Raw genomic sequence first — 23,595 nt, 5'->3', positions numbered from 1 at the left:
TGTGCGGCGGTGCGGGACGAGCGGGGCTGCCGGTACCGGACGGGGTGACCGGTACCGGGGTGAGACGGGCGGTGGGGTGACAGGGCGCGGTGCCGATTCCACGCGCTGGCAGGCGTCCTCCGGGCGACCGGGTGACGGCCGCGCCGCCATGCCGGGTGGTGCGGCGGGCGGTACGGCGGGATCCGGGCCGGGTACGCGCCGACGGGCGTACCGGTTACGGGCGCCGCACCGGAGACGGGACCGGATTCCGGGGCGGGGATGGGACGGGTGCGACGGGCCCTCTGCCGGACATCCGTCGTACTCCTACCGGAACCGGGACCGGGACCGGACGTCGGCACCTGGGCCGGCCCCGGGGCCGGCACCCCTCCGTGTCATGGCCGGGATCCGGCGCCGAGACCGACACGCGGCCCGACCTGCCCCCTTGTTCAGCCGTCGTCGGTGCGGCGCGCCGTACGGCCGGATATCTGTATTCGGTCGATGCTCCCGGTGTCCGGGTCGCGGTGGAAGCGGCCGCCGGGCTCCAGGCTCCCGGTGGCCGGATCGCGCAGGTCGCACGACAGGTCGGCGTAGCAGACCAGCGGGAGCGCCAGGTCACCGTCCACGGACAGCGCGGGCTCGCCGTCCGGCCCGGTCGTGACGCGGTAGGTCGTGGTGCCGTTGCGGTACGTGCCCACGCAGTCGGGCAGGGCGGCGCGGCGCCGTCCGTCCACGGGGTGTCCGCCGGCGGGCACCCGGATGCCGGTCAGCCGGGCGAGTTCCCCGGTGAGGTCGCGCCACAGCGCGGTCGCACCCCCGGCATTGCCCGCGAAGGCGACCACCACCCCGCTCTCCGGGTCGATGCGCAGATGGCAGGACGTGCCCTGGGCGTTGCCGTCGTGGCCGTACCAGGAGCGGTCACCCCGCTGGTACAGGGCGAGCCCGGGGCTCCAGCCGTCGGCAAGGGTGCCGGGCCGGGCAGCCGGTTCGGCGCGGCGCATGTCCTTGGCGACGGCGGGCGGCAGCAGGTCGGAGCGGCCGATCAGCGCGTTGCCGAAAGCGGCCAGGTCCGCGGCGCTCGCGAGCAGCGCACCGGCCGGCGCCTCCAGCGGTGCCAGGTTCTGCCGGGCCGCGAGCGCCTGTCCGGTGGCGGTGTTGACCGCGTGTCCCGCGGCCACGGGCCGGGCGGGCGCGGTCTCGCCGATGAACGCCGGTACGACACCGAGCGGTTCGAGCAGCAGCGAGCGGACCGCCTCGGCCCACGGCATACCGGTGACGGTCTCCACCAGCCGTCCGGCGGCGACATAGCCGGCGTTGGAGTAGGAGAAGTCGGTGCCCGGCGGGAAGAGCAGGTCATGGGCGGTGCACACCGACGCGAGGTAGCGGGCGGCGGTGGTCGCCGCGGCGGTGTCGGAGTCCGGCCCGGTGGGCAGCCCGCCGGTGTGGCTGAGCAGCTGGCGGATCGTCACTTCGGGGACGGAACGCAGCTCCTGGAGATGTTCGGCGGCGGGCTCGTCCAGGTCCACGTCACCGTCGTCGGCCAGCAGCATGACCAGGGCGGCGGTGAAGGGTTTGGTGAGCGAGCCCAGGGGGACGGCCGTCTCCCCCGTGAGGAGGGTGCCGGCGGAGACGTCGGCCGTGCCGGTGTGTATGGATATGACGTCCGTGCCGGTGTCGAGGACCAGTTGCGCGCCGGGCACCCGGTGGGTGCGGGCGAGCGCGTCGAGACGGTCCCGCAGTTCCCGGCGTAACAGCGAGGGTGTCCGGGAAACGGGCGGAGCGGCGGGGATGGTGTACGGCATGAGAAGGGGACTCCCGTTGTATGGGTCTCATGTGCGGGTGTTGCGGACCGGCCCGGGTGTGAGCGGTACGGGGGCCGACCGGTGCGCTTCGTGCGCCGGGGCCTATGCTCTGCCGACCTCGACGGGCAGCTGCCGGACGCCGATGAGTACGGCGGGGTTCTGATAGGTGATGTCCTCGTGGGACGGGATCACCAGGGTGCGGAATCGTTCATGCAGCATGTTCAGGGCGATCCGCGCTTCCAGTCGGGCCAGCGGGGCGCCGAAGCAGAAGTGGATGCCGTGCCCGAAGGTCAGATGGGGATTGGGTGAGCGGGTCACGTCGAAGACATCGGGGGCGTCGAAGCGGGCGGGGTCCCGGTTGGCGGCGCCCAGATGTGCCATCAGCAGCGTGTCGGCGGGGATCTCGTGACCACCGAGGACGACGGGCCTGGTCACCCGGCGGCCCAGTTCGGGGAAGGGGGGCAGCCAGCGCAGCACCTCCTCGACGGCGGTGGGGATGCGCAGCGGATCGGCGCGCAGCGCCGCGGCCGTCTCGGGGTAGCGGTCGAAGGTGACGACGGCGTTGCCCAGCAGCGCGGTGGTGGTGATGTGCCCGGCGACCAGCAGCAGCGCCACGAAGCCGACCATCTCCTGGTCCCGCAGGCGCACGCCGTCCACCTCGGCGGCGATGAGTCTGCTGGTCAGGTCGTCACCGGGGGCGGCGCGGCGGGCGCGTATGTAGTCCAGCATGTAGCTGTTCATCTCGCGCACGGTGGGGGCGATGGCTTCCAGCGCCCGTTCCAGATCGGCCATGTCCGGCGCCTCGCCGAGCTGGTCGCCGCCGAACAGGACGCTCGCCCACTCCTGGAAGAGCCGGTGCTCCTCGGCGGGGATGCCGAGCAGTTCGGCGATCACGATGATCGGCAGCGGATAGGCCAGCGTGTCGACCAGGTCGAACCGGTCCTGGTCGGCGACCTCGTCCAGCAGCCGGGCGCAGACGGCCTCGATACGGGGTTCGAGTCCCTGTACGACCCGGGGGGTGAACGCCTGGCTGACCAGGGTGCGGAGCTTGCGGTGCTCCGGGGGGTCCATGCCGACGAAGTTGCCCTGGGTGAAGGTCTCGAAGTCGGCCTGGGTGGGGCTGAGGGCGGAGAGGTCCGAGGAGTACGTCGCCGGGTCGGCGAGCACGGCGGCGACGTGCTCGTGGTCGAGCACCTGCCAGACGCCCTGCGCCTCGTCGTGCCGTACCGGACCGGCCTCGCGTAGACCTCGCCAGCGGTCGGGTAACTCCTCCAGGAGGAGCCGTCCGCCCGTCGGTTGCCTGCTGATCACCTTGTCTCCTTGCTTGCGCGTGCGGGCACAAAGGAGCCACACACACGGGGAATGGCGCGAACCGGCGCGGGCCGGCCGGCGAAAGATCTCGGGCATCGCCGCGCGACCGTCCGGACGGGAGCAGCGCGTGGCCCGTATGGCGTGCTGATGACGTGCCATGGAGCGGGGGGATCGTCAGATGCCGTCGGTCCGCTGCCGGGACGGACCGGAATCCGTCAACACATACGGCGCAGGACGCGGCGGCCGCGCGGCCGGCCACGGCCCCGCGGCGAGCCCGGTCGTACGGCGCACCAACTCGACATAGCCCATCCCCCTTGGCGAAACCTCCCGCGCGATGATGGCGCGGGACCCTCCCGGTTCGTATACGGGCAACGGGGCCGTCGGCCCCGATTCCTCGGAACGCGATGTGACGATACGCAATCGTGGAGCATGCCGCCCCATGAATGGCATGATGCGTACCCCGTCACACCTTCGTTTCGATGGATCCCGGCCACAGTCTTCACGGTGAGTCACACGGAAGCAACCCCCTGAAGTTGAACGGAGAGTACTCTGCCGGTGTTTTTGCGTCACCGCCGAGCAATCTCAGACGGGCCGTGCACACGTACGACAGCGCGGCCGGATCGTCGCCCCCGCGAGTGCCCCGGCGCCTCATCCGCAAACCGGCCGCGCCAAAAAATATCCGCCCGATCCCGGACCCGAACGGCGCGCGCCGCTGCGCGGTCTCGGCGCGGCGCCGGGCGACACACGCGGACTCGATGGCCGAACCCGGCCCTGATCTGGGGTGATTATCCGACAGTAGGGGTCCTTCGCACGCCACTTCGGGAGACAAGCGCGATATGCCAGGGGCACTCCCCACAACCATCCGACCCGCCACCGCATCCCGCTCACCCTTGCCGCACCACTTGACAGTCTCCGGACGGGGGAAGCAAAGGTTCCGGCCGGAGCGCCCGATTTCAGCCAACCTGGCGCGTCGGGGGCGCACTTGGCGAACCCACTTACCACTCGCGCTCCCCCAACGAGATCGAGCGCGCGCCGTACGGCATCCGACGCGACGCGCCCGTCGGGTCGGGGACGCGAGGGGTGCCGGTGCCCGCGCCTTTCCGCGCGGGCACCGGCACCCCCAGACGGCTCTCGCGGAGCCGCCTCGTCCGGAGCGGGGACGTCAGGACGCCAGGTACGCCTCCACCTCGCTGAACTGCCCGGCCGGCCAACCCGTGTTGGCGCTGACCGACAGCCGCAGGTAGCGCAGGTTCGTGCCGCTCGGCAGGGACACCGTGGTGGTGTTGCCGGTGGCCGGGTCGAAGCGGTAGTCCTGGGCACCGACCACGGTGGAGTAGCTGGAGCCGTCGGTGCTGCCGAGCACGGTGACGGTCTGGGTGCGGGCGCCCCACGCCGAGGACGGCGGCAGCTTCAGCACCAGCCGGCGTACCGCGTACGAGGAACCGAGATCGACCGTCAGGGACTGCGGGAAGGCGTTGTTGGCCGACTCCCAGTACGAGTTGGCGTCACCGTCGACCGCCTTGCCGGGCGTGTAGACGTCCTGGGAGCCGGTCGCGGTGGCCGGCCTGCCCTTGGCGAGGTTGCGGCCGGGGTCGGGCGCCGGGTTGCCCTGGCCGGGCTGGGGCCAGGTGGAGCAGTCCGACCAGGTGCTGGACCAGCCGGAGTTGCCGCCGCCGTCGGTGAGCGTGAAGGAACCGGAGTTCGCCGGGTACGGGCAGTTGTACACCCCGGCCGAGCCGACGCCGGTGGCGGTGACGTTCTTGAACGTGGCCGCTCCCTGCGCCTCCCCCTGCACGACCACCGTGCCGGTGTTCCGCACCGTCGCGCCGGTCACATTGACGTTCCGCACCGGATAGCCCTGCCCGCCGCCGGAGACGAACTCGAAGGCGCTGTACGGGCTGTCGGTGATCGTCGTATTGGTGATGTTCACGGTGGCGTTGATGGCGCTGTCGTACGAGTCGACGCGCAACGCGCCCATCGGGTGGCTCCAGTTGGGGTTCATCGCACCGGCGCGCACCAGCGTGTTGCCGTCGACCGTGATGGTGCCGGACAGCGGCGAGAACGGGTCGAGGAACTTCTGGTTGGAGATGGCGATGCCACTGCCCAGGGAGTTGGTGTCGGAGACCAGGTTGCCGCGCACCGTGATGTCGGTACCGCCGTAGATGGCGATGCCGTTGGCGAGGTTGGGCTGGGAAATGGTGTTGTTCTCGAAGCTGGAGTCGGTGTCCGGGCCGTACAGCGACCACATCGCCAGGGAGTCGTCGCCCTGGTTGCGCAGGAAGTTGTTGCTGACCCGGACCCCCTTGGCGGTGCCGTTGAGGTTGATGCCGTCGGCGGTGGTGTCGAGGATGCGGTTGTTCTCCACGACCAGGTTGTCGTTGGTGCCGGTCAGCCACAGTCCGCACTTCAGGTGCTGGATCCACATGCCGGAGACGGACGAGCCCGGGCCGAGGGAGCCGTTGACGAAGTTGTCGGGGCTGGAGTCGACGCGTTCGGTGACCTCGCCGATCACCGCGAAGTCCTTGATATGGACGTTCCCCGCGGAGCTGGACTGGTCGATGAACCGGGAGGTGTGCACGACCGAGTACCAGCCGCCCGCCCCCTGAAGGGTCACGTTCTGTACGCCGTTGAGGGAGGAAGTGAGCTTGTAGTCGCCCGGCGGGATCCACACGGTGCCGCCCTGGGCGGCGGCGATGGCGTCCCGGAAGGCCTGTGTGGAGTCGCCGTTGCCGCTGGGGTCGGCGCCCTTGGAGACGACGGACACCGAACCGGACGGCTGCGCGGCGGCCGCGGCGACCTGCTCGAAGTCGGCCACGTCCACGGTGACTTGAGTGCCGGTCGCCACGAACGCGACCTTGTCCCCGGCCTGGAGGTTCTGCCCCAGCAGCAGCCGGGCGTCGTCGAAGAAGTGATGCGTCCTGCTGCCGGCGATCCAGCCGGTGTCGACGTAGGAGTACTTGGACGTCACCGGGAGGGTCCTGGCCAGCTTGGTGCCGTTGACGTACACGTCGAGCGAGCCGGACTGGCCGTCCGGGACGCTGTAGGAGACGTTCACGGCGTTGGCCGCGCGCGGCACGGTGAACTCCACCCGCTGGCCGGAGGTCAGCTGGACGGCCTGCCGCCCTGACGCCTCCGAGGCGAGCGTGCCCTGGGTGTAGTCCGGCCCGATCTTCGTGCCGGTGGTGCCGGCCGACTCGGCCTCGACCGAGGTGAAGGGCAGGGTGGCCCCGGCGGCCGCGTGCGCGGCGGGCGCCGCGACGGCGACGAGCATGCCGGCGGCGAGGGCCACGACCGCCCCTATGGCCGGCATGCGCCGGACCTGACTGACGGTGCTGGTGTGCATGAGCTGTTCCCTTCGTGGTGGGGGTGCGCGGGACAGCGGTGCGCCGCGGCTCAGGCGTGCAGCCAGACCGCGGTGTCCTGCGGCAGTCGGCCAGATTCGTCCAAGGGGCCGCTGCCGAGCAGGAGTTCGGAGTGCGCGGGCAGGTCGGCGGAGGTGGCGGAGAAGTTCACCGCGCAGATCGCGCCGCCCGCGCGGGAGAAGGCGAGGACGCCGTCGGGGGCGGGGAGCCAGGTGAGGGGGCCGGTGCCGAGGCGGGGCCGCAGGGCGATGGCCCTGCGGTAGAGGGTGAGCATGGAGCCGGGGTCACGCTCCTGGCGGTCGGCCGCGTACGACGGCCAGTCCTCCGGCTGCGGCAGCCACGGCTCGCCCCGGGAGCCGAAACCCGCGTACGGCAGTCCGGCGGCCCACGGCAGCGGCACCCGGCAGCCGTCACGGCCGGGGTCGGTGCCGCCCGAGCGGTGGTACATCGGATCCTGGATGCGCTCGACCGGGATCTCCGCCTCCGGCAGCCCCAGTTCCTCCCCCTGGTACAGGTACACCGCCCCGGGCAGCGCGAGGGACAACAGGGCCGCGGCCCGCGCCCTGCGGGTGCCGAGCGCCGGATCGCTCGGGGTGCCGAAGGCCTTCGTGGCGAAGTCGAAGGCGGTGTCCTCACGGCCGTAGCGGGTGACCGTGCGGGTGACGTCGTGGTTGCACAGCACCCAGGTGGCGGGGGCGCCGACCGGGGCGTGTTCGGCGAGGGTGGTGTCGATGGCGGCGCGCAGCCGTCCGGGGTGCCAAGGGCAGGACAGGAAGGAGAAGTTGAAGGCGGTGTGGAGTTCGTCGGGGCGCAGATAGCGGGCGAAGCGTTCGGCGTCGGGGAGCCAGACCTCGCCGACGAAGACACCGCCGTAGGAGTCGGCGACGGCCCGCCAGGAGCGGTAGATGTCGTGCAGTTCGTCGCGGTCCACGAACGGGTGCGGCTGTGGGTGCGTGGCGAGGTCCGGGAGGTCCGGGTCCTTGGCGAGCAGGGCCGCGGAGTCGATGCGGACACCGGCGACCCCTCGGTCGAACCAGAAGCGCAGGATGTCCTCGTGCTCCTGGCGGACCGCCGGGTGGGCCCAGTTGAGGTCGGGCTGCTCGGGGGTGAACAGATGCAGGTACCAGTCGCCGTCGGGCAGCCGGGTCCACACCGGTTCGGTGCTGCCGGCGAACTGCGACGGCCAGTCGTTCGGCGGGAGTTCACCGTGGGCGCCGCGCCCCGGCCGGAAGTGGAACAGGTCCCGCTCGGGGCTGCCGGGGCCGGCGGCGAGGGCGGCACGGAACCAGGGGTGCTGGTCGGAGACGTGGTTGGGGACGATGTCGATGATGGTGCGGATGCCCGACGAGCGGGCCTCGTCGATGAGTTTCTCCGCCTCGGCGAGGGTGCCGAACGCCGGGTCGATGGCACGGTAGTCGGCCACGTCGTAGCCGCCGTCCTTCATCGGTGACCGGTACCAGGGGTTGAACCACAGTGCGTCCACGCCGAGTTCGGCCAGGTAGGGCAGCCGGGAGCGGACGCCCGCGAGGTCCCCGGTGCCGTCGCCGTCGCCGTCGGCGAAGCTGCGGACGTAGACCTGGTAGATGACGGCGGAGCGCCACCACTCGTGGTCGCTGAAGGCATGGGTGGGCTGTCCCACTGGGCTTTGCCTTTCTGTAGACGGGCGGTCGGCGGCCGTGCGCTCGGCGTCAGCCCTTGGTGCTGCCCGCGCTGATCCCGGCGATGATGTGCCGCTGGAAGACGAGGAACAGCGCCACCATGGGAATGCCGGCGATCACCATCGCGGCGAGGAGCACGGTGAGCTGGATGTTCTGCGAGAGCTGCACCAGGGCCACGCTGATCGGCTGCTTGTCGGTGTCGGAGAAGACCATCAGCGGCCACAGGAAGTCCTGCCAGACGGCGACCAGCGCGAAGATGGACACGACGCCGAGGACCGGCCGGGACATGGGCAGCACGACGGACCACAGGGTGCGCAGTTTGCCGGCGCCGTCGATCTCGGCGGCCTCCAGCACATCGCGGGGCAACTGGTCGAAGAACCGCTTGAGCAGATAGAGGTTGAAGGCGTTGGCGACCGCCGGGAGCCAGATGGCAAGGGGGTCGTTGAGCAGGCTGGTGTGCAGCAGCGGCAGGTCGGCGACGGTGAGGTACTTGGGTACGACGAGTGCCTGGGCCGGCACCATGAGGGTGGCGAGGATGCCGCCGAGGATGACCTTGCCGAAGGCGGGCCGCAGCTTGGACAGGGCGTAGGCGGCGGCCGTGCAGAACACCAGCTGGAGGGCCCAGGCACCGGCCGCCTGGACGACGGTGTTCCACAGGTGCTGCGGGAGTTGCATCAGGTCCCAGGCGTCGGTGTAGGCGCCGGTGTGCCAGTGCTGGGGCACGAGCGTCGGTGGGGTCCGGGCCACCTCGTCGGGGGACTTCATCGCGCCGGTGACCATCCAGTACACCGGGAAGAGGAAGGCCAGCGCGAAGAGGACGACGACGGCGGTGAACACCGTCCAGTAGATCGCTCTGCCGCGCGGGCGGGCGAGGGTGGCCGGGGAGATCAGGGTGCGGGTGGCGGTCATGCGGTGTCCCCCTCGCTCCGGGTGAGCCGCAGATAGCCGGCGGAGAAGGCGCCGAGCAGCAGCAGGAGCATGACGCTGAGGGCGCAGGCGCCGCCGAAGTCGTTGTAGAGGAAGGCGTATTTGTAGATGAGGTAGAGCACGGTGACGGTGGCGCTCTCGGGGCCGCCGCCGGTGATGACGAACGGTTCGGTGAACACCTGCATGGTGGCGATGATCTGAAGGAGCATCAGCATCATGATCACGAAGCGGGTCTGCGGGACCGTGACATGCCGGATGCGCTGGAGGAGGTTCGCGCCGTCGAGTTCGGCGGCCTCGTACAGCTCGCCGGGGATGGACTGGAGGGCGGCCAGATAGACGAGGACGGTGCCGCCCATGTTGGCCCAGGTCGCCACGATCACCAGGGAGACGAGCGCGGTGTCGGTGCCGTTGGACCAGTTCGAGGTCGGCAGGTGGACGAAGCGCAGCGCCTCGTTGGCGAGTCCGGCCCCGGGGTCGTAGAACCACTTCCACAGCAGCGCGCTGACCACCGGCGGGATCATCACCGGCAGGTAGACCACGACTCTGAAGAAGGCCTTGGCGTGCCGGAGTTCATTGAGGACGAGGGCCAGCACAAAGGGTACGGCGAAGCCGATGAGCAGGGCGAGCAGCGTGAAGTAGAGGGTGTTGCGCCAGGCGGCGGTGAAGTCCGGGTCGTGCCAGACGCGGGTGAAGTTGGCGGTGCCGACCCACTGGGGCGGGGAGCCGGGGGTGTACTTCTGGAAGGCGATCACGACGGCGCGGATCGCCGGGTACCAGGAGAACAGGACGAAGCAGAGCAGGCCGCCGAGGAGGAAGCCGTAGGCGCGCACCTGGTCGATCAGGCGGCGCCGGAACCGGTCCCCTGCCGGGGCCGGCGCCGGAACCGGGGGGACGGCGGTCGCCGTCCGCTGCCGCTCGGCCGTCTTCGTCATGGCGGTCAGCTCCGGGCCAGAATGCTGTCGATCTTCCCGGACGCGTCCCTCAGGAGCCCGTCGATGTCGGCGTCCTTCTTGGTGAGGACGGCGGAGACGGTGCCGTCGAGGACGGAGTAGATCTGCTGCGCGTCCGGCGGCTCGATCTTCATCTTGAGCTTGGCGTTGCCGTCGAGGAAGCTCCGGTAGTTCTGCACCGGGACATTGGCGTTGGCCTTCTTGATCTTCTGGTCCTCGGCGTCGGCGGCGCCGGTGAACAGGCGCGGCTCGGGCAGCCCGACGGGGGCGTTGTTCCGCTTCGCGCGGGCGTAGTCACCGAGGAAGCCCTTGCCGGGGGTCAGATACATGTGTTCGAGCCACTTGAGTCCGGCGCGGATCTGGGCGGGCGAGTCGTGCTTGTTGAACATGTAGCCGTCGCCGCCGATCAGGGTGCCCTGTCCGCCGGGCATGGGACCGATGGCGATGTCGTCGTAGCTGGCGCCCTTCTCCTTGACGAGGATCGGGATGTTGTCGGGGGCGGCGAGGTACATGCCGAGCTTGCCCGCGCCCATCATCTGCTGCGCGTCGTTGATGACGAGGAGTTGCTTGCTGCCCATGGAGTTGTCGTTCCACCGCATGTCGTGCAGGTTCTCCAGGACGGCGTGGCCCGCGGGGGTGTCGACGGCCGCCTTCTTGCCGTCGGCGCTGACGACGTCGCCGCCCTGCGAGTACATCTCGGCGGTGAAGTGCCAACCGCCCTGGTTCTGGGCGCTGTAGTCGGCGTACCCGACGGTGCCGTCGCCGAGGGCGGCGATCTTCTTGGCGTCGGCGCGGACCTCGTCCCAGGTCGTGGGCGGCTGGTCGGGATCGAGACCGGCCCGCTGGAACAGGGCGCGGTTGTAGATCAGCCCCATGCTGTATCCGGTGCGGGGTATGCCGTAGACCTTCCCGTTCACCGTGTAGATGTCCCGCAGCTGCTTCTGGAGGGTGCCGTAGCTCTTCAACTCCTTGAGGTACGGCGTGAGGTCGGCGGCCTGGTTGATGTCCACGACATGCCCGGCGTCGGTGAAGTACGTGTAGAACACGTCCTCCATCTGGCCGCCCGCGAGCTTGGCGTCGAAGGTCTTGGGGTCCTCGCAGGGGAAGGCGTCGTGGGTGACGACGTCGATGTCCGGGTTCTGCCGCTCGAAGGAGGCGACGTCCGCGTCGAAGAACTTCCGGTCGGTTCTGGAGCTCTTCGGTGGCTCGCAGTTGACGGTGATGCGCGTCTTGCCGCTCGCCGAACCGCCGCCGCCCGAACCACAGGCGGTGGCGGCGAGGGCGAGGGAGGAACAGACGCCGATCGCGACGAAGGTGCGGCGGAACCCGGTACTTGTCATTCGATGGACCCCTCGGTGGCACTCAAACGGGAGCTGCGGGCGCGGCACACTCAAGCACCGCCGACAAGGGTCCGCAAGATGTCGCGCGACTTCTGTAATTATTTGACAGTCGCGCGGATGTACCGGATGTGCACCGGCGCCTCAGTCGTGCGGCGCCTGTCCGGTCGATCCGCGCACCACCAGTTCGGGTTCGAACAGAAGCTCCTCGGCGGGTACGGCGGTGCCCCCGATCTGCGCGTTCAGCAGTTCCACGGCCGCGCGCCCCATGGCCTCGATGGGCTGGCGGACGGTGGTCAGCGGGGGCTCGGTGCAGTTCATGAACGCCGAGTCGTCGTAGCCGACGACGGAGATCCGGCCCGGGACGTCGTAGCCCTTGCGCCGGGCGGCCCTGATCGCGCCGAGGGCGAGGGGGTCGCTGGCGCAGATGATGCCGGTGACGCCCCGGTCGATCAGCCGTGCGGCGGCGGCGTGGCCGCCCTCGATGGAGAAGATGGCCCGCGCGACCCGCTCCTCCGGCAGACCGCCGGTGAGGGTGTGCGCGGCGGCCAGTTTGCGGGCGGAGGGCATGTGGTCGCCGGGGCCGAGGACCAGCCCGATGCGCTCGTGGCCGAGTGAGGCGAGGTGCCGCCAGGCCTGTTCGACGGCGACCGCGTCGTCACAGGACACGCCCGGAAAGCCGAGGTGTTCGATGGCCGCGTTGACCAGGACGACGGGGATGTTGCGCTCGGCGAGCCGCCGGTAGTGGTCGTGCGGGGCGTCGGCCTGGGCGTAGAGGCCGCCGGCGAAGACGACGCCGGACACCTGCTGCTGGAGCAGCAGTTCGACGTAGTCCGCCTCCGAGACGCCGCCCTTCGTCTGGGTGCACAGCACCGGGGTGAGCCCGAGCTGGGCGAGCGCACCGCCGATGACCTCGGCGAACGCGGGGAAGATGGGATTCTGCAACTCCGGCAGCACCAGGCCGACGAGCCGGGCCCGTTCACCGCGCAGCTGGGTGGGGCGCTCGTAGCCCAGGACGTCGAGGGCCGTCAGGACCGCCTGCCGGGTGGCATCGGAGACCCCGGGCCTCCCGTTGAGCACCCGGCTGACCGTGGCCTCGCTGACCCCGACCTTCTTCGCCACTTCCGCAAGTCGTCGCGTCATGCGCGCAAGAATAGCGCGGTATACGTAAGCGGCTTGCGTAAAGTTGTAAGAAGCCGACCGGGCGCGCGGCCGACCGAACAGGCTGCGGAGCAGGGCCCTGACGGGCGGTCACCAGTTGGCGACGGCTATGGGGTCGACCTCGCAGTGAGCGATCTCCTCGACGCGCCCACTGCTGATGGTGGAGACCCGGTAGGTCGTCCTGCCCTTCGCGGGTACCGATACCTGATCGCCCGCGCTTATGACGACGAGGCCGCGCCCGTTCTTGAAGGTCATCTTCACGAAGAAGACAGCGGCGCGTCCGTTCGGGTTCCTGACCTCGACGACCGCGTACGGTTCCGCGGCGCTCGCGCATCGCACGAGCGCCGCGGTGCCGTTCTTGAGGGGCCGGGGAGTGGCGGAGGGGGATGCCGTGGGGGTGGATGTATGGGTGGTCGTATGGGTGGGCCGTGGCCGGGGCGCGCCATTTCCCGGCGACCCCGACGAACTGTCGTGGTCCTGGCGCGAACTGCTGCAACCGCCCCCGTCATCACCGTGCCGGCCCCGGCTCCCCTGGGCATGGCCCGAGGAGAACCCTGTCAGTGCCAGCACGACCATCGCCGACACCGCTGTGACCTTGAGCCCCCGCCCCTGTGCATACATCCGGCCACCCTATCCACAGCCGTCACGGACCGAGCCCCTCGGCCACCGCTCAGCTGCCGAGAGGCCCCGGGCATGGGCCAGTTCACCGGCGGTGTGCGCGCCGCGGGCCAGGGTGCGCAGCAGCCGCAGCCGTACCGGATGCGCGAGCGCCTTCAGCCGTAGCGTGACCGTCTCCGGCGAGACCGGCTCCGACGGGCTCGGCTCGGCGACGGGGTACCGCACCACCGGCTGCCACCCGCGCGCGTGGACCGCCACCGGATGCGGGCGGCCGAAGACACTGGGGAGGAAGGTGACCCCGGTGCCGTGCGCGGAGGTCGCACTGTCCTGGAGTTCGTCCACGATGGTCCGGTCGCCCGGCCGGGGCCAGGGTGACGGCGCCGGAGACCGACGCGAGGGCCGCCCCGATGCCCTGGCGCTTCAGCAGCTCGTTCTTCAGGCGCGTTCGCCCCCGTCGGCGAACGCGGTGCGGGCCGCGTCCAAGAGCCGGGCACAGCGCCGGGTCATGGCCTCGGCCGACTGGTCGGGGTGGTTGATCCACCAGCGCACCAGCGCGGTGCACAGGCCACGCCACGCGTACTTGAGGGCGTCGGCGTCGAGCGGGTCGCCGGTCCCGGCGGCGCGCAGAAGCTCGGCGGTGCCGGTCGCGGCGAGATCGTCGATGGCGTCGCGGTAGTGGGCCGCGCGGCGGGCGGCCTCGCTGTCGGGCGGCAGCGACGGATCATAGAGGACGAACCATGCCTCGCGCCGCCCGTCGAGGGCCGTGAACAGGGCGCGCAGCACACGCAGCGGCGTGGACGGCGCGCCGCTGTCATGGTCGGCCATCGCGGCGCGGATCGCGCCCAGCAGCCGGTCGCCGACCGGGTCGAGGCAGGCGAGGTAGAGGTCCTGCTTGCTGCCGAAGTACTGGTGCACGAGCGGCTTGGTGACGCCGACCCGGGTGGCGACGGCGGCCACGGTGGTGGCCTCGTACCCGTGCCGGCCGAACTCCTCGGTGGCCGCGGCCAGGACCTGTCGTTCGCGCGCGGCCCTCGGCACGCCCTTGGTACCGGCCCTGGAGGAGAGCGTTGTCATGGGACCAGATCTTACCCTAGGGTAATTTACTGCTGGGTAAATTCCCGTCCCCCGGAGCCCGTTGGAGCGCGCCCATGCCTGCCACCGCGACCGACCCGCACACCTCCCGCACCCGCTCCTGGTGGGGCTGGGGCTATACCGACGCCCACCCCGACGACGCCGAATGCATCGCGACCGGGGCCCTGTTGCCCGGCACCCTCGCCCGTCCGCTGCCCATCCCCCGGGTCGCCGACCTGTCCATCGGCCGCCCCGCCTTGACGCCCCCGGCGTCCCTGGCCCACCTGGTCACGGCCGATCCGCAGGCGCGCGCCGCGCACGCCATGGGCAAGGCGTACCGCGATGTCATCCGGGCCCTGCGCGGCCGGCCCGGCCGGATCCCGGATCTCGTCGCCCGGCCGGCCCGCGACCAGGACGTGGCCGACCTGCTGGACTGGGCCGGCGAGCACGGCGTGGCCGTCATCCCCTTCGGCGGCGGCTCCTCGGTGGTCGGCGGGGTGGAGTACCGCGGCGAGGCCCATCACGCCGTGCTCTCCCTCGACCTGACCTCGATGGGCCGCGTCCTGGAGATCGACACCGCGGCCCGCTCGGCCCGTATCCAGGCCGGGGCCCTCGGGCCCGCGCTCGAGGCCCAGTTGCGGCCCAACGGACTGACCCTGCGGCACTTCCCGCAGAGCTTCGAGTTCTCCACCCTCGGCGGCTGGCTGGCCACCCGGGCGGGCGGCCACTACGCCACCGTCCACACCCACATCGACGACTTCGTGCAGTCCCTGCGGGTGATCACGCCCGCCGGGGCCGGCACCTCCTGGCGACTGCCCGCATCCGGCGCCGGACCATCACCGGACCGGTTCTTCCTCGGATCCGAGGGCACGCTCGGTGTCATCACGGAGGCATGGATGCGCCTGCGGGAACGCCCCCGGCACAAGGCCTCCGCGTCCGTGGCCTTCACTGACTTCCACCGCGCGCTGGACGCGGTGCGGGCCATCGCCCAGTCCGATCTCGCCCCGGCCAACTGCCGTCTGCTCGACCCGGGCGAGGCCCTGCTGTCCGGTGCCTCCCACGACGGCTCCACCGTCCTGGTCCTGGGCTTCGAGTCCGCCACCTCCCCCGTCGACGCCCGCCTCACGGCCGCCGTGGACCTGGCCCGCGCCCACGGCGGTCGCGGCGAGGCCGCCCCGGCGGACCGCGACACCCCGCCGGACGCCGCGGTGGGCGCCTGGCGCTCGGCGTTCCTGCGGATGCCCTATCTGCGCGACGGACTGGCCCGCATGGGGGCCGTCGTCGAGACCTTCGAGACCGCCGCCACCTGGGGCACGATCCCCGCGCTGATCGACGCCGTCCGCACCGAGGTCGGGGCCGCCGCCGCGAAGGCCACCGGGCACCCGGCCACCATCAACTGCCGCCTCACCCACGTCTACCCGGACGGCGCCGCCCCCTACTTCACCGTGGCCGTCGCGGGCCGCCCCGGCGACGAGGTCGAGATCTGGGACGACATCAAAGCCGTCGCGACCGAGGTCCTGCACCGCCACCGCGCCACCATCACCCACCACCACGCCGTCGGCCGCGACCACCGCCCCGGCTACGACCGCCAGCGCCCGGACGCGTTCGCGCTGGCGATGCGTGCAGCCAAGGACGCCCTGGACCCCCACCGGATCCTCAATCCGGGCGTGCTGCTCGACTGACCGGACGGCCGCCGAGGAGCTGCCCCTTCGGGCATGGCGCGGCCCGGCGGCCGCCGACGACGATGGGAGGCTACGAGTGCCACGGCCGGGCCGCGCCGGCCCGCGGGCGGTGACACGGTGCGCGGAAAGGCGAGCAGTCATGGAACGGGAACCTGGGCGGCACATCCTCTTCCTCGTGTACGACGGCATCAAGATGCTCGATGTCGCGGGCCCGGCGGAGGTGTTCGCCGAGGCCAACCTGTTCGGCGCCGACTACGCGCTGAGCTACGCCTCGCCCTCCGGCGCAGCGGCCGCCACCTCCGTGGGCCTGCGCCTGCCCGTCGACGGGGCGGCGGCCGACATGGCGGAGGTGGACACGGTCGTCGTCCCGGGCGGCGACGCGCTCGTCATCCGGGCCGTGCCCGCCGAGCTGACCGAGGCGATCCGCCTGCTGCACCCCCGCGCCCGGCGGCTGGTCTCGATCTGCACCGGATCGTTCGCCCTGGCCGGCGCCGGTCTGCTGGACGGGCGCCGGGCCACCACCCACTGGCAGCACGCCCGGCTGCTCGCCCGCGCCCACCCCGATGTCCAGGTACGGCCCGATGCCCTGTTCGTGGAGGACGGCGACATCGTCACCTCGGCGGGAGTATCGGCCGGCATCGACCTGGCCCTCGCGCTGGTGGAGCGGGACCACGGCGCCGACCTGGCACGGAACGTCGCCCGCAACCTCGTGGTGTTCATGCAGCGCCCCGGCGGCCAGTCCCAGTTCTCGGCGCCCCTTGAGGTACGGCCGCCCCGCACACCGGCCCTGCGCTCCGTGGTCGACCTGGTCGCGGCACAGCCCGGGCTCCCGCACACCGCGGGCTCGCTGGCGGCCCACATCGGCGTCAGCCCACGCCACCTGGCGCGGATGTTCACCGCCGAGCTGGAGACCACCCCGGCGAAGTTCGTCGAGCAGATCCGCCTGGAGCACGCGAAAGCGCTGCTCGGCTCGGGCCGCGGGGGGGCCGAGGCGGCGCGGGCCGCCGGGTTCGGGAGCTCGGAGACGATGCGCCGTACCTTCGTGGCCCGGCTGGGGGTCTCGCCGAGCGGCTACCGGGCGCGGTTCGCCACCACCCGGGGCGGCACAGCGGCCGAGGCCCGCTGACGGCCCCGGACCGCCGAGGTCCGGATCTGTGGGGTACCCGGCAGCCTGCGCGGTGGGCCGTACCTCGATCGGCAGGAAGACTGGGAAGCGTTCCACTCCACTCCTGGCACCTGACACCCGACACTCGACCGAGGAGCGCTCATGTCGGAGAAGATCGCGGGGATCACCGTTCCCGACACCCAGTTGGTCCGCGAAGCCACCGATCTCGTCCGGGACGCCGCCGACGAGACGATCTTCCACCACTCGCGGCGCGTCTACCTGTGGGGATCGCTGAAGGCCGCCGCGCGCGGGCTCGACGTCGACCCCGAACTCGCCTATGTGGGCGGCCTCTTCCACGACCTCGGTCTGACCGCGTCCTACGCCACCAAGGACCGGCGCTTCGAACTCGACGGCGCCGAGGCCGCCCGCGCCTTCCTGCTCGACCACGGCCGCTCCGAGCGGGAGGCCCGCGAGGTCTGGCTCGCCATCGCGCTGCACACCACCCCGGAGGTGCCGCTCCAGCTGTCGCCGGAGATCGCCGTGGTGACCCTCGGTGTGGAGACCGATGTCCTCGGCCTCGGCCTCACGGAGATCACCGAGGGGCAGCGGGCCGAGGTCCTGGCCGCGCACCCGCGCCCCGACTTCAAGAAACGCATCCTGAAGGCCTTCTACGACGGCATGGCCGACCGCCCGGACACCACCTTCGGGACCATGAACGACGACGTCCTGGCCCACTTCGACGCCTCGTTCCGCCGCAAGGACTTCGTGGAGATCGTCCGGAACAACCCGTGGCCGGAGTGACGCTCACCCGGCGACTGCGCCGCGATCAGCCATTGCGCGGCGGGCGCTGATCCGCCGGCAGCCGCTTCGTGATCCGGTCGAACAGGTCTGTCAGGGGCTCGCCGATGTCCTGGCCGAACTCGGTGAGTCCGTAGGTGACTTGGGGCGGCGTCGTGGGCGCGACCTCCCGCCGGACCAGCCCGTCCTCAACGAGCGCCCGCAAGGTCTGGGCGAGCATCTTCTCGCTGATGCCCTGGATGCTGTCACGCAGTTCGAAGAACCGAAGGTCGTTGCTCCGCAAGGAGATCAGCACCCAGATACCCCACCTGCTGGTGACGTGGTCGACCATGTCGCGCGCAGGGCAGTCGGTGTGAAACACCTCATACCGCTTGCTCGCCTCGGCCTGCTTGAGCTGCGCGCCTTCCACCATGTCCGGAGCTTACCTCTGGGTATGTCCTTACGGAAAGTAAGCCCGGCTCTTAGCGTCAGCTCCCGTAGCGCACAACGAACGAGGAGCTGAGCATGATCGTGGTGACCGGGGCCACCGGAAACGTGGGCCGGACTTTGACGCAGGCCCTGGCCGAGGCGGGCGAGCAGGTGACGGCGGTGTCGCGGCACGCGGCGGCGGTGCCGAGCGGGGTCCGGCACGTGCAGGCCGACCTGGCCCGGCCGCAGGGCCTCGCCGCCGTGCTGGACGGGGCGAAGGCGCTGTTCCTGCTGCTGTCCGGCGACCTGCACTCCCCCGATGCCAGGCCGGCCGACATCATCGACCTGGCCGCGGCGAGCGGGGTCCGCCGGGTCGTCCTGCTGTCCTCGCAGGGCGTGGCGACCCGGCCGCTCGGCCCGACGCGGATCGCGATGCGGGCGCTGGAGGACGCGTTGCGGAAGTCCGGCCCCGACTGGGCCGTCCTGCGACCGGGCGGCTTCGCCTCCAACGCCTTCGCCTGGGCCGAGTCCGTTCGTACGCAAGGGGTGGTCGCCGCGCCCTTCGGCGACATCGGGGTGCCGGTCATCGACCCCGCGGACATCGCCGAGGTCGCGGCCGCCTGCCTGCTGGAGGACCAACACACCGGCGGGATCTTCGAGCTGACCGGGCCCGAAGTGATCACGCCACGTCAGCAGACCGAAGCCATCGCCAGCGCGCTCGGCTCGCCGGTGCGCTTCCATGAACTCACCCGCGCGGAGGCCAAGGCCGCGATGACCCGGTTCGTGCCGCCGGAGCTCGCCGACGACACCCTGGACATCATCGGCGCCCCGAACTCCGCCGAACTGCGGATCAGTTCGGATGTGGAACGAGTCCTGGGCCGCGCCCCGAGACCCTTCGGCGACTGGGTCGCCCGTAACATCACCGCATTTCGCTGAGCCATAAGCCGAGCCAGGAGCCGAGGTACGCGCCGAGGTACGAGCTGAGGCACAACTCGGCTGAAGCGAGCTGACGGAGCCCGGACCGGCGACCTCCCCTCACGGCCGGTGCCGGGGCTCACAGCACCGTCCGCCGACTGAAACCGGCGCCAGGGGATATCCGCAGAAGAGGTCATCCCTTGGGAGGAAGCATGACATTGGTGAAGGCGGGCGTCGTGGTCCTCGACTGCGCCGAGCCCGAGAAACTGGCCGTGTTCTACAAGGAGTTCCTGGAAGGCGAGCAGACGGGCGCCTCGGCCAACCTCGTGGAGGTCCGCGGCGCCGACGGCATACGGCTGGCCTTCCGCCGTGATATGAACGCCGTATCCCCCAGCTGGCCCCGCCCGGAGAACTCCCTCCAGTCCCATCTGGTCTTCCTGGTCGAGGACTTGGACGCGGCCGAGCGCCGACTGGTAGGACTCGGCGGTCGCCCGATCGAGACGAGGGACCCGGCCGGGCCGTACGAGGAACGCGGCTACACCGACCCGGCCGGTCACTCCTTCACCCTGCGCCTGGTGCCCATCACAGCGCCCAAGCAGGGCTGAACCCTCGAAGCACCGCTCCGAGTACACCCCGGGAAAAATCCCGACGCACCACCACCCAACGGCGCTATCTTCCGCATGCTCACCCACGCCCGTCATACCGGGCACGGAACTGGGTCATCTCGGGAGGCGCCCTGTGAAGAGGTTCTTCGGACCGGTGAAGATGGCGGAGCCACTGGTCTCCGACGCCGAGTCGGAGCTGTTCGGCGGGCCGTTGCGCTATGACCTGGGCTGGTCCCAGCACGAGCACGCGGGGCTGGACCTGACCATGATGTCCGCGCTGCGCTCGATGCCCGCGCTCGTCGGCGCCACGCTGCGCATGGCGTGGCAGGCCGACCGGCGCGCGCTGCTCGCCGTGGCGGTCAGCGAGATCGGCCAGGGCGTCGCCGCCGCCGTGAGTCTGCTCGCCGTCAACGCCGTCATGCACGCCCTGCTCGCCGGAAGCGGCACCGCCGCCCAGCGCCTGCACGCGCTGTTACCCGGCCTGCTCGCCGCGGCCGCCGTCGCCGTCGTCAACTCCGCCCTCTCCGCCTGGTCCACCTCCCGCGCGGGCCGCCTGGAGCCGAAGGTCGAGCGGATCGCCATCACCCAGTACCTGGCCGCCGCCGTCGGCGTCGAGCTGGAGGCCATCGACGACCCCGACTTCCGGCGGCTCGTCGATGTCGCCGAGCACGGCCCCAGCGCCGCCCGCCGCATGATCGGTGCCTGCGTCGCCGCGCTGAACGGACTCATCTCCCTGGTCACCACCGCCGGCGTCCTCACCGTGCTGCACCCGGTTCTGCTGCCCATGCTGATCCTCATCGCCGCCCCGCGCGGGTGGGGCGCCATGCGCGTGGCCCAGGAGCGATACGTATCGGTGATGAGCTGGATCGAGCACGTACGAGCCGGCCGCCTCATCGGCAATCTGCTCACCGACCGCACCGCCGCCCAGGAAGTGCGCCTCCACGCCGTCGGCGCCTTCCTCCTCAGCCGCTACCAGCGCATGGCCGAGAGCGCCGAGGCGGAGCAGGAACGCCTCGCCTCCAGCAAGGCCCTGACCGAATGGGTCGCCTCCGCGCTGTCGGGCCTGGCCGTGGCCGCCACCTACGGGACCATGTTCTGGCTGATCACGGCCGGTCATATGAGCCTCGCCATCGCCGGCACCGCCGTGATCGCGGTGCGCACCGGATCGGCGAGTCTGGGCGCGCTGGTCATGAACGTCAACCAGCTGCACGAGGAATCGCTCTACGTCCGCGACCACGGCCGGTTCCTGACCCAGGCCGCGCGGCGCGTCATCCCCTCGGGCGGCGAGCCGGTGCCCGAGCAGGTCGAGGAGGTCGTCCTGGACCGGGTCAGCTACCGCTACCCCGACCGTGGCACGGCCGCCCTGGACCAGGTGTCGCTGACCCTGCCGATGGGCTCGGTCACCGCCGTGGTGGGCGAGAACGGCTCCGGCAAGAGCACGCTGATGAAGATCCTCTCAGGGCTGCTGCTGCCCCAGAGCGGCACCCTGCGCTGGGGCCCGGCGGACATCACCGGGCTCGACCGCTCACAGGTCTTCGAACGCGTCTCGCTGCTCACCCAGGACTTCCAGCGCTGGCCGGTGACCGCGGCGATGAACATCCGGCTCGGCAGGCCGGCCCACCCCGTCACACCGGAGGGCCTTGGACCGTCGGTCGACTACGCCGGCGCGGGCCCCGTCATCGCCAAGCTCCCCCACGGCCTGCGCAGCCTGCTGGCCCGGATGTTCCGCGGCGCCATCGAACTGTCCGGCGGCGAGTGGCAGAAGGTGGGCCTGGCCCGTACGCGCTGGCGCAGCTCGACCTCGCGGGCGGACGGTGTCCTCATCGTCGACGAGCCCACCTCCGCGCTCGACCCCGAAGCCGAGATCGAAGCCTTCGACCGCATCCGCCGACTCGCCGCCCCGAACCGGGCCGTCGTCCTGGTCACCCATCGCATGTCCGGGGTCCGGCACGCCGACCGGATCTACGTCCTCAACGCGGGGCGCCTCGTCGAACAGGGCACGCACGACGAACTCATCGCCGCACAGGGCCGGTACGCCGCCATGTTCGACGCCCAGGCCGCCCAGTACGCACCCGCACCCACACCCGGCATCCCGAAGCCCACCGCACCCCCCGTCGCGGACCCCGCATGACCTGTCCGACCCGTCCGACCCGTCTGACCCGTCTGACCCGTCTGACCCGTCTGACCCGTCTGACCCGTCTGACCCGTCCGAGTCGTACAAGGTCCGTCCGTTCGTACGCCCGAGGGGACCGTACGCCCGGACGGACGCCCCAGCGCGCGCACCGCGTGCGGCGGGCACAGGATACGGTGGGTGATCCTGCCGACGGCGAAGGGCTGACTGCCGCGTGAGTGATGCGAGGTCCGACGGGTCCACCGGCCGGCCCGGAGACACCAGGCTGCCGAAGTCCGTCGTGGAGCTGCCCCGACAGGTACGGGAAGAGCTGACCCGGCGGCTGCGCCGTAACAAACGGGCCTTCCGCGAGGACGACATCCAGATCGTCGAGGGCCCTCTGCTCCGGCGCGCGGTCGGCGCCTCCGCGCTGGGCAACTGCATGGAGTGGTTCGACTTCGGCATCTACAGCTATCTGGCCGCGATCATCGGCAAGGTGTTCTTCCCGTCGGCGTCACCGACCGCCCAGCTGATCTCCTCGTTCGCGACGTTCGCCGCCGCCTTCGTGGTACGACCGCTCGGCGGGCTCGTGTTCGGGCCGCTCGGGGACCGGGTCGGACGGCAGAAGGTGCTGGCCACCACCATGATCATGATGGCGGCCGGGACCTTCTCCATCGGTCTGATCCCCGGCTTCACGACCATCGGCGTCGCGGCTCCGGTGCTGCTGCTGATCGCCCGGATGGTGCAGGGCTTCTCGACCGGGGGCGAGTACGGCGGGGCCTCCACCTTCGTCTCCGAGTACGCGCCGGACCGCCGCCGGGGCTTCCTGTCCAGCTGGCTCGACTTCGGCACCTTCGTCGGCTACGCGCTCGGTTCCGCCCTGGTCACCGTGCTGAACCTGACCCTGAGCGACGCCGCGATGCTCTCCTGGGGATGGCGTGTGCCGTTCCTGATCGCCGGTCCGCTCGGTGCGATCGGCCTCTACATCCGGCTCAGGCTGGAGGAGTCCCCGGCGTTCCAGCAGCAGCTGGACGAGCACGAGAAGAGCCTCGCCCAGGCCTCGGTGGGCGGCGAGTTCAAGGACATCATCGGCAGGCACTGGCGTGAGCTGCTGCTGTGCATGGGCATCGTGCTGCTGTACAACGTCACCAACTACATGGTGACCGGGTTCATGCCGACCTATCTGACCGAGGACCTGCACCACTCGTCCACCTTCGCCGACCTGCTGGTCCTCATCGGCATGCTGTGGATCGTGCTGCTGATCACGTTCATCGGCCGGCTCAGCGACCACGTCGGCCGGCGCCCGGTCTACGCGGTGAGCGCGGCCGCCATGATCGTCCTCGCGGTCCCGTCGTTCCTGCTGCTCATGAGCGGGGGGACCTGGCTGCCGCTGCTCGGGATGCTGATCCTCGCCACCTTGCTGGCATGCTTCGCGGCGCCCAGCGCGGCCACCCTGCCCGCCCTGTTCCCGACGGCGGTGCGCTATGCCGCCATGGGCATCGGGTTCAATGTCGCGGTGGCCGCGTTCGGCGGTACGACACCGCTGGTCACCGAGGCGCTGGTCAATCTCACCGGCGACAATCTGGCTCCCGCGTACTACCTGATGCTCGCCGGCGCCATCGGGCTGATCACGGTGCGGTTCCTCCCTGAGACCGCCCAGATGCCACTGAACGGATCACGGCCGATGGTCGGCTCCCGGCAGGAGGAACAGGAACTGATCAGCACCTCACAGGACCTGTACCTGCTGGCGGAGGGCGGTCCGCGCGCGGTCTAGGGCCGGTGCGCACGCGCCTCCGTCG

At 71.0% G+C, this 23,595-nt stretch carries 18 protein-coding genes and 1 pseudogene; 7 read left to right on the top strand and 12 right to left on the bottom strand.

From position 1 onward, the window contains the following. Nucleotides 1–425 precede the first annotated feature (425 nt). From HEP81_RS37490 to HEP81_RS37440, 11 genes and pseudogenes are all read right to left on the bottom strand, one after another. Nucleotides 426–1,778 (bottom strand): serine hydrolase domain-containing protein, encoded by a 1,353-nt coding sequence (locus HEP81_RS37490; RefSeq protein ID WP_037656772.1) that lies wholly within the window; start codon nt 1,776–1,778, stop codon nt 426–428. A gap of 102 nt (nt 1,779–1,880) precedes the next feature. Next, the gene (locus HEP81_RS37485) at nt 1,881–3,089 is read right to left on the bottom strand and encodes a cytochrome P450 (protein WP_037656775.1); all 1,209 of its coding nucleotides are present in this window, start codon (nt 3,087–3,089) and stop codon (nt 1,881–1,883) included. Between the two features lie 1,162 nt (nt 3,090–4,251). Beyond that, nucleotides 4,252–6,432 carry a discoidin domain-containing protein gene (locus tag HEP81_RS37480; RefSeq protein ID WP_037656777.1) on the bottom strand — a complete coding sequence of 727 codons (2,181 nt, stop codon included), beginning with the start codon at nt 6,430–6,432 and terminating at the stop codon, nt 4,252–4,254. A gap of 50 nt (nt 6,433–6,482) precedes the next feature. Continuing rightward, the gene (locus HEP81_RS37475) at nt 6,483–8,090 is read right to left on the bottom strand and encodes a glycoside hydrolase family 13 protein (protein WP_037656779.1); all 1,608 of its coding nucleotides are present in this window, start codon (nt 8,088–8,090) and stop codon (nt 6,483–6,485) included. 49 nt (nt 8,091–8,139) lie between these two features. Next, a complete protein-coding gene (locus HEP81_RS37470; protein WP_037656781.1) occupies nt 8,140–9,018 on the bottom strand; it encodes a carbohydrate ABC transporter permease in 879 nt (292 codons plus the stop codon). Next, nucleotides 9,015–9,968 carry a carbohydrate ABC transporter permease gene (locus HEP81_RS37465; RefSeq protein ID WP_037656783.1) on the bottom strand — a complete coding sequence of 318 codons (954 nt, stop codon included), beginning with the start codon at nt 9,966–9,968 and terminating at the stop codon, nt 9,015–9,017. The genes HEP81_RS37470 and HEP81_RS37465 overlap by 4 nt, the downstream gene beginning before the upstream one ends. Nucleotides 9,969–9,973: 5 nt before the next feature. Beyond that, nucleotides 9,974–11,326, bottom strand: a complete 1,353-nt coding sequence (locus tag HEP81_RS37460) for an ABC transporter substrate-binding protein (RefSeq protein WP_037656785.1) — start codon at nt 11,324–11,326, stop codon at nt 9,974–9,976. Nucleotides 11,327–11,467: 141 nt separating this feature from the next. Then, nucleotides 11,468–12,466 carry a LacI family DNA-binding transcriptional regulator gene (locus HEP81_RS37455; protein WP_172624450.1) on the bottom strand — a complete coding sequence of 333 codons (999 nt, stop codon included), beginning with the start codon at nt 12,464–12,466 and terminating at the stop codon, nt 11,468–11,470. Nucleotides 12,467–12,574: 108 nt separating this feature from the next. After that, nucleotides 12,575–12,823, bottom strand: a complete 249-nt coding sequence (locus HEP81_RS41900) for a hypothetical protein (RefSeq protein WP_051850216.1) — start codon at nt 12,821–12,823, stop codon at nt 12,575–12,577. 330 nt (nt 12,824–13,153) lie between these two features. Next, nucleotides 13,154–13,547 (bottom strand): annotated as a pseudogene (locus HEP81_RS37445) (DUF5937 family protein); the annotation flags it as partial. Then, nucleotides 13,538–14,176, bottom strand: a complete 639-nt coding sequence (locus tag HEP81_RS37440) for a TetR/AcrR family transcriptional regulator (protein WP_037656793.1) — start codon at nt 14,174–14,176, stop codon at nt 13,538–13,540. The pseudogene HEP81_RS37445 and the gene HEP81_RS37440, both read right to left, overlap by 10 nt. 74 nt (nt 14,177–14,250) lie before the next feature. Between HEP81_RS37440 and HEP81_RS37435 the strand changes: the two genes are divergently transcribed. From HEP81_RS37435 to HEP81_RS37425, 3 genes are all read left to right on the top strand, one after another. Beyond that, nucleotides 14,251–15,855 carry an FAD-binding oxidoreductase gene (locus HEP81_RS37435; protein ID WP_037656795.1) on the top strand — a complete coding sequence of 535 codons (1,605 nt, stop codon included), beginning with the start codon at nt 14,251–14,253 and terminating at the stop codon, nt 15,853–15,855. A gap of 139 nt (nt 15,856–15,994) precedes the next feature. Beyond that, nucleotides 15,995–16,981 carry a GlxA family transcriptional regulator gene (locus HEP81_RS37430; RefSeq protein WP_037656797.1) on the top strand — a complete coding sequence of 329 codons (987 nt, stop codon included), beginning with the start codon at nt 15,995–15,997 and terminating at the stop codon, nt 16,979–16,981. Between the two features lie 141 nt (nt 16,982–17,122). Further along, the gene (locus HEP81_RS37425; RefSeq protein ID WP_037656799.1) at nt 17,123–17,761 is read left to right on the top strand and encodes an HD domain-containing protein; all 639 of its coding nucleotides are present in this window, start codon (nt 17,123–17,125) and stop codon (nt 17,759–17,761) included. A 25-nt stretch (nt 17,762–17,786) separates the two neighbouring features. On the opposite strand, the gene HEP81_RS37420 is transcribed toward HEP81_RS37425, so the two are convergent. After that, nucleotides 17,787–18,170 carry a winged helix-turn-helix transcriptional regulator gene (locus tag HEP81_RS37420; protein WP_037656801.1) on the bottom strand — a complete coding sequence of 128 codons (384 nt, stop codon included), beginning with the start codon at nt 18,168–18,170 and terminating at the stop codon, nt 17,787–17,789. 92 nt (nt 18,171–18,262) lie between these two features. Here HEP81_RS37420 and HEP81_RS37415 point away from each other — a divergent pair, with 92 nt between their 5' ends. From HEP81_RS37415 to HEP81_RS37400, 4 genes are all read left to right on the top strand, one after another. Further along, nucleotides 18,263–19,102, top strand: a complete 840-nt coding sequence (locus HEP81_RS37415) for an SDR family oxidoreductase (protein ID WP_037656803.1) — start codon at nt 18,263–18,265, stop codon at nt 19,100–19,102. 191 nt (nt 19,103–19,293) lie between these two features. After that, on the top strand, nt 19,294–19,686 hold the full coding sequence (locus HEP81_RS37410; protein ID WP_037656804.1) for a VOC family protein: 393 nt from the start codon (nt 19,294–19,296) through the stop codon (nt 19,684–19,686). 133 nt (nt 19,687–19,819) lie between these two features. Beyond that, nucleotides 19,820–21,817, top strand: a complete 1,998-nt coding sequence (locus tag HEP81_RS37405) for an ATP-binding cassette domain-containing protein (protein ID WP_037656806.1) — start codon at nt 19,820–19,822, stop codon at nt 21,815–21,817. Between the two features lie 214 nt (nt 21,818–22,031). Next, a complete protein-coding gene (locus HEP81_RS37400; protein WP_037656808.1) occupies nt 22,032–23,570 on the top strand; it encodes an MFS transporter in 1,539 nt (512 codons plus the stop codon). Nucleotides 23,571–23,595 lie beyond the last annotated feature (25 nt).

The organism is Streptomyces griseofuscus (assembly GCF_014673495.1).
Taxonomy (GTDB): domain Bacteria; phylum Actinomycetota; class Actinomycetes; order Streptomycetales; family Streptomycetaceae; genus Streptomyces; species Streptomyces murinus.
This window is presented reverse-complemented; position numbering and strand designations above follow the sequence as displayed.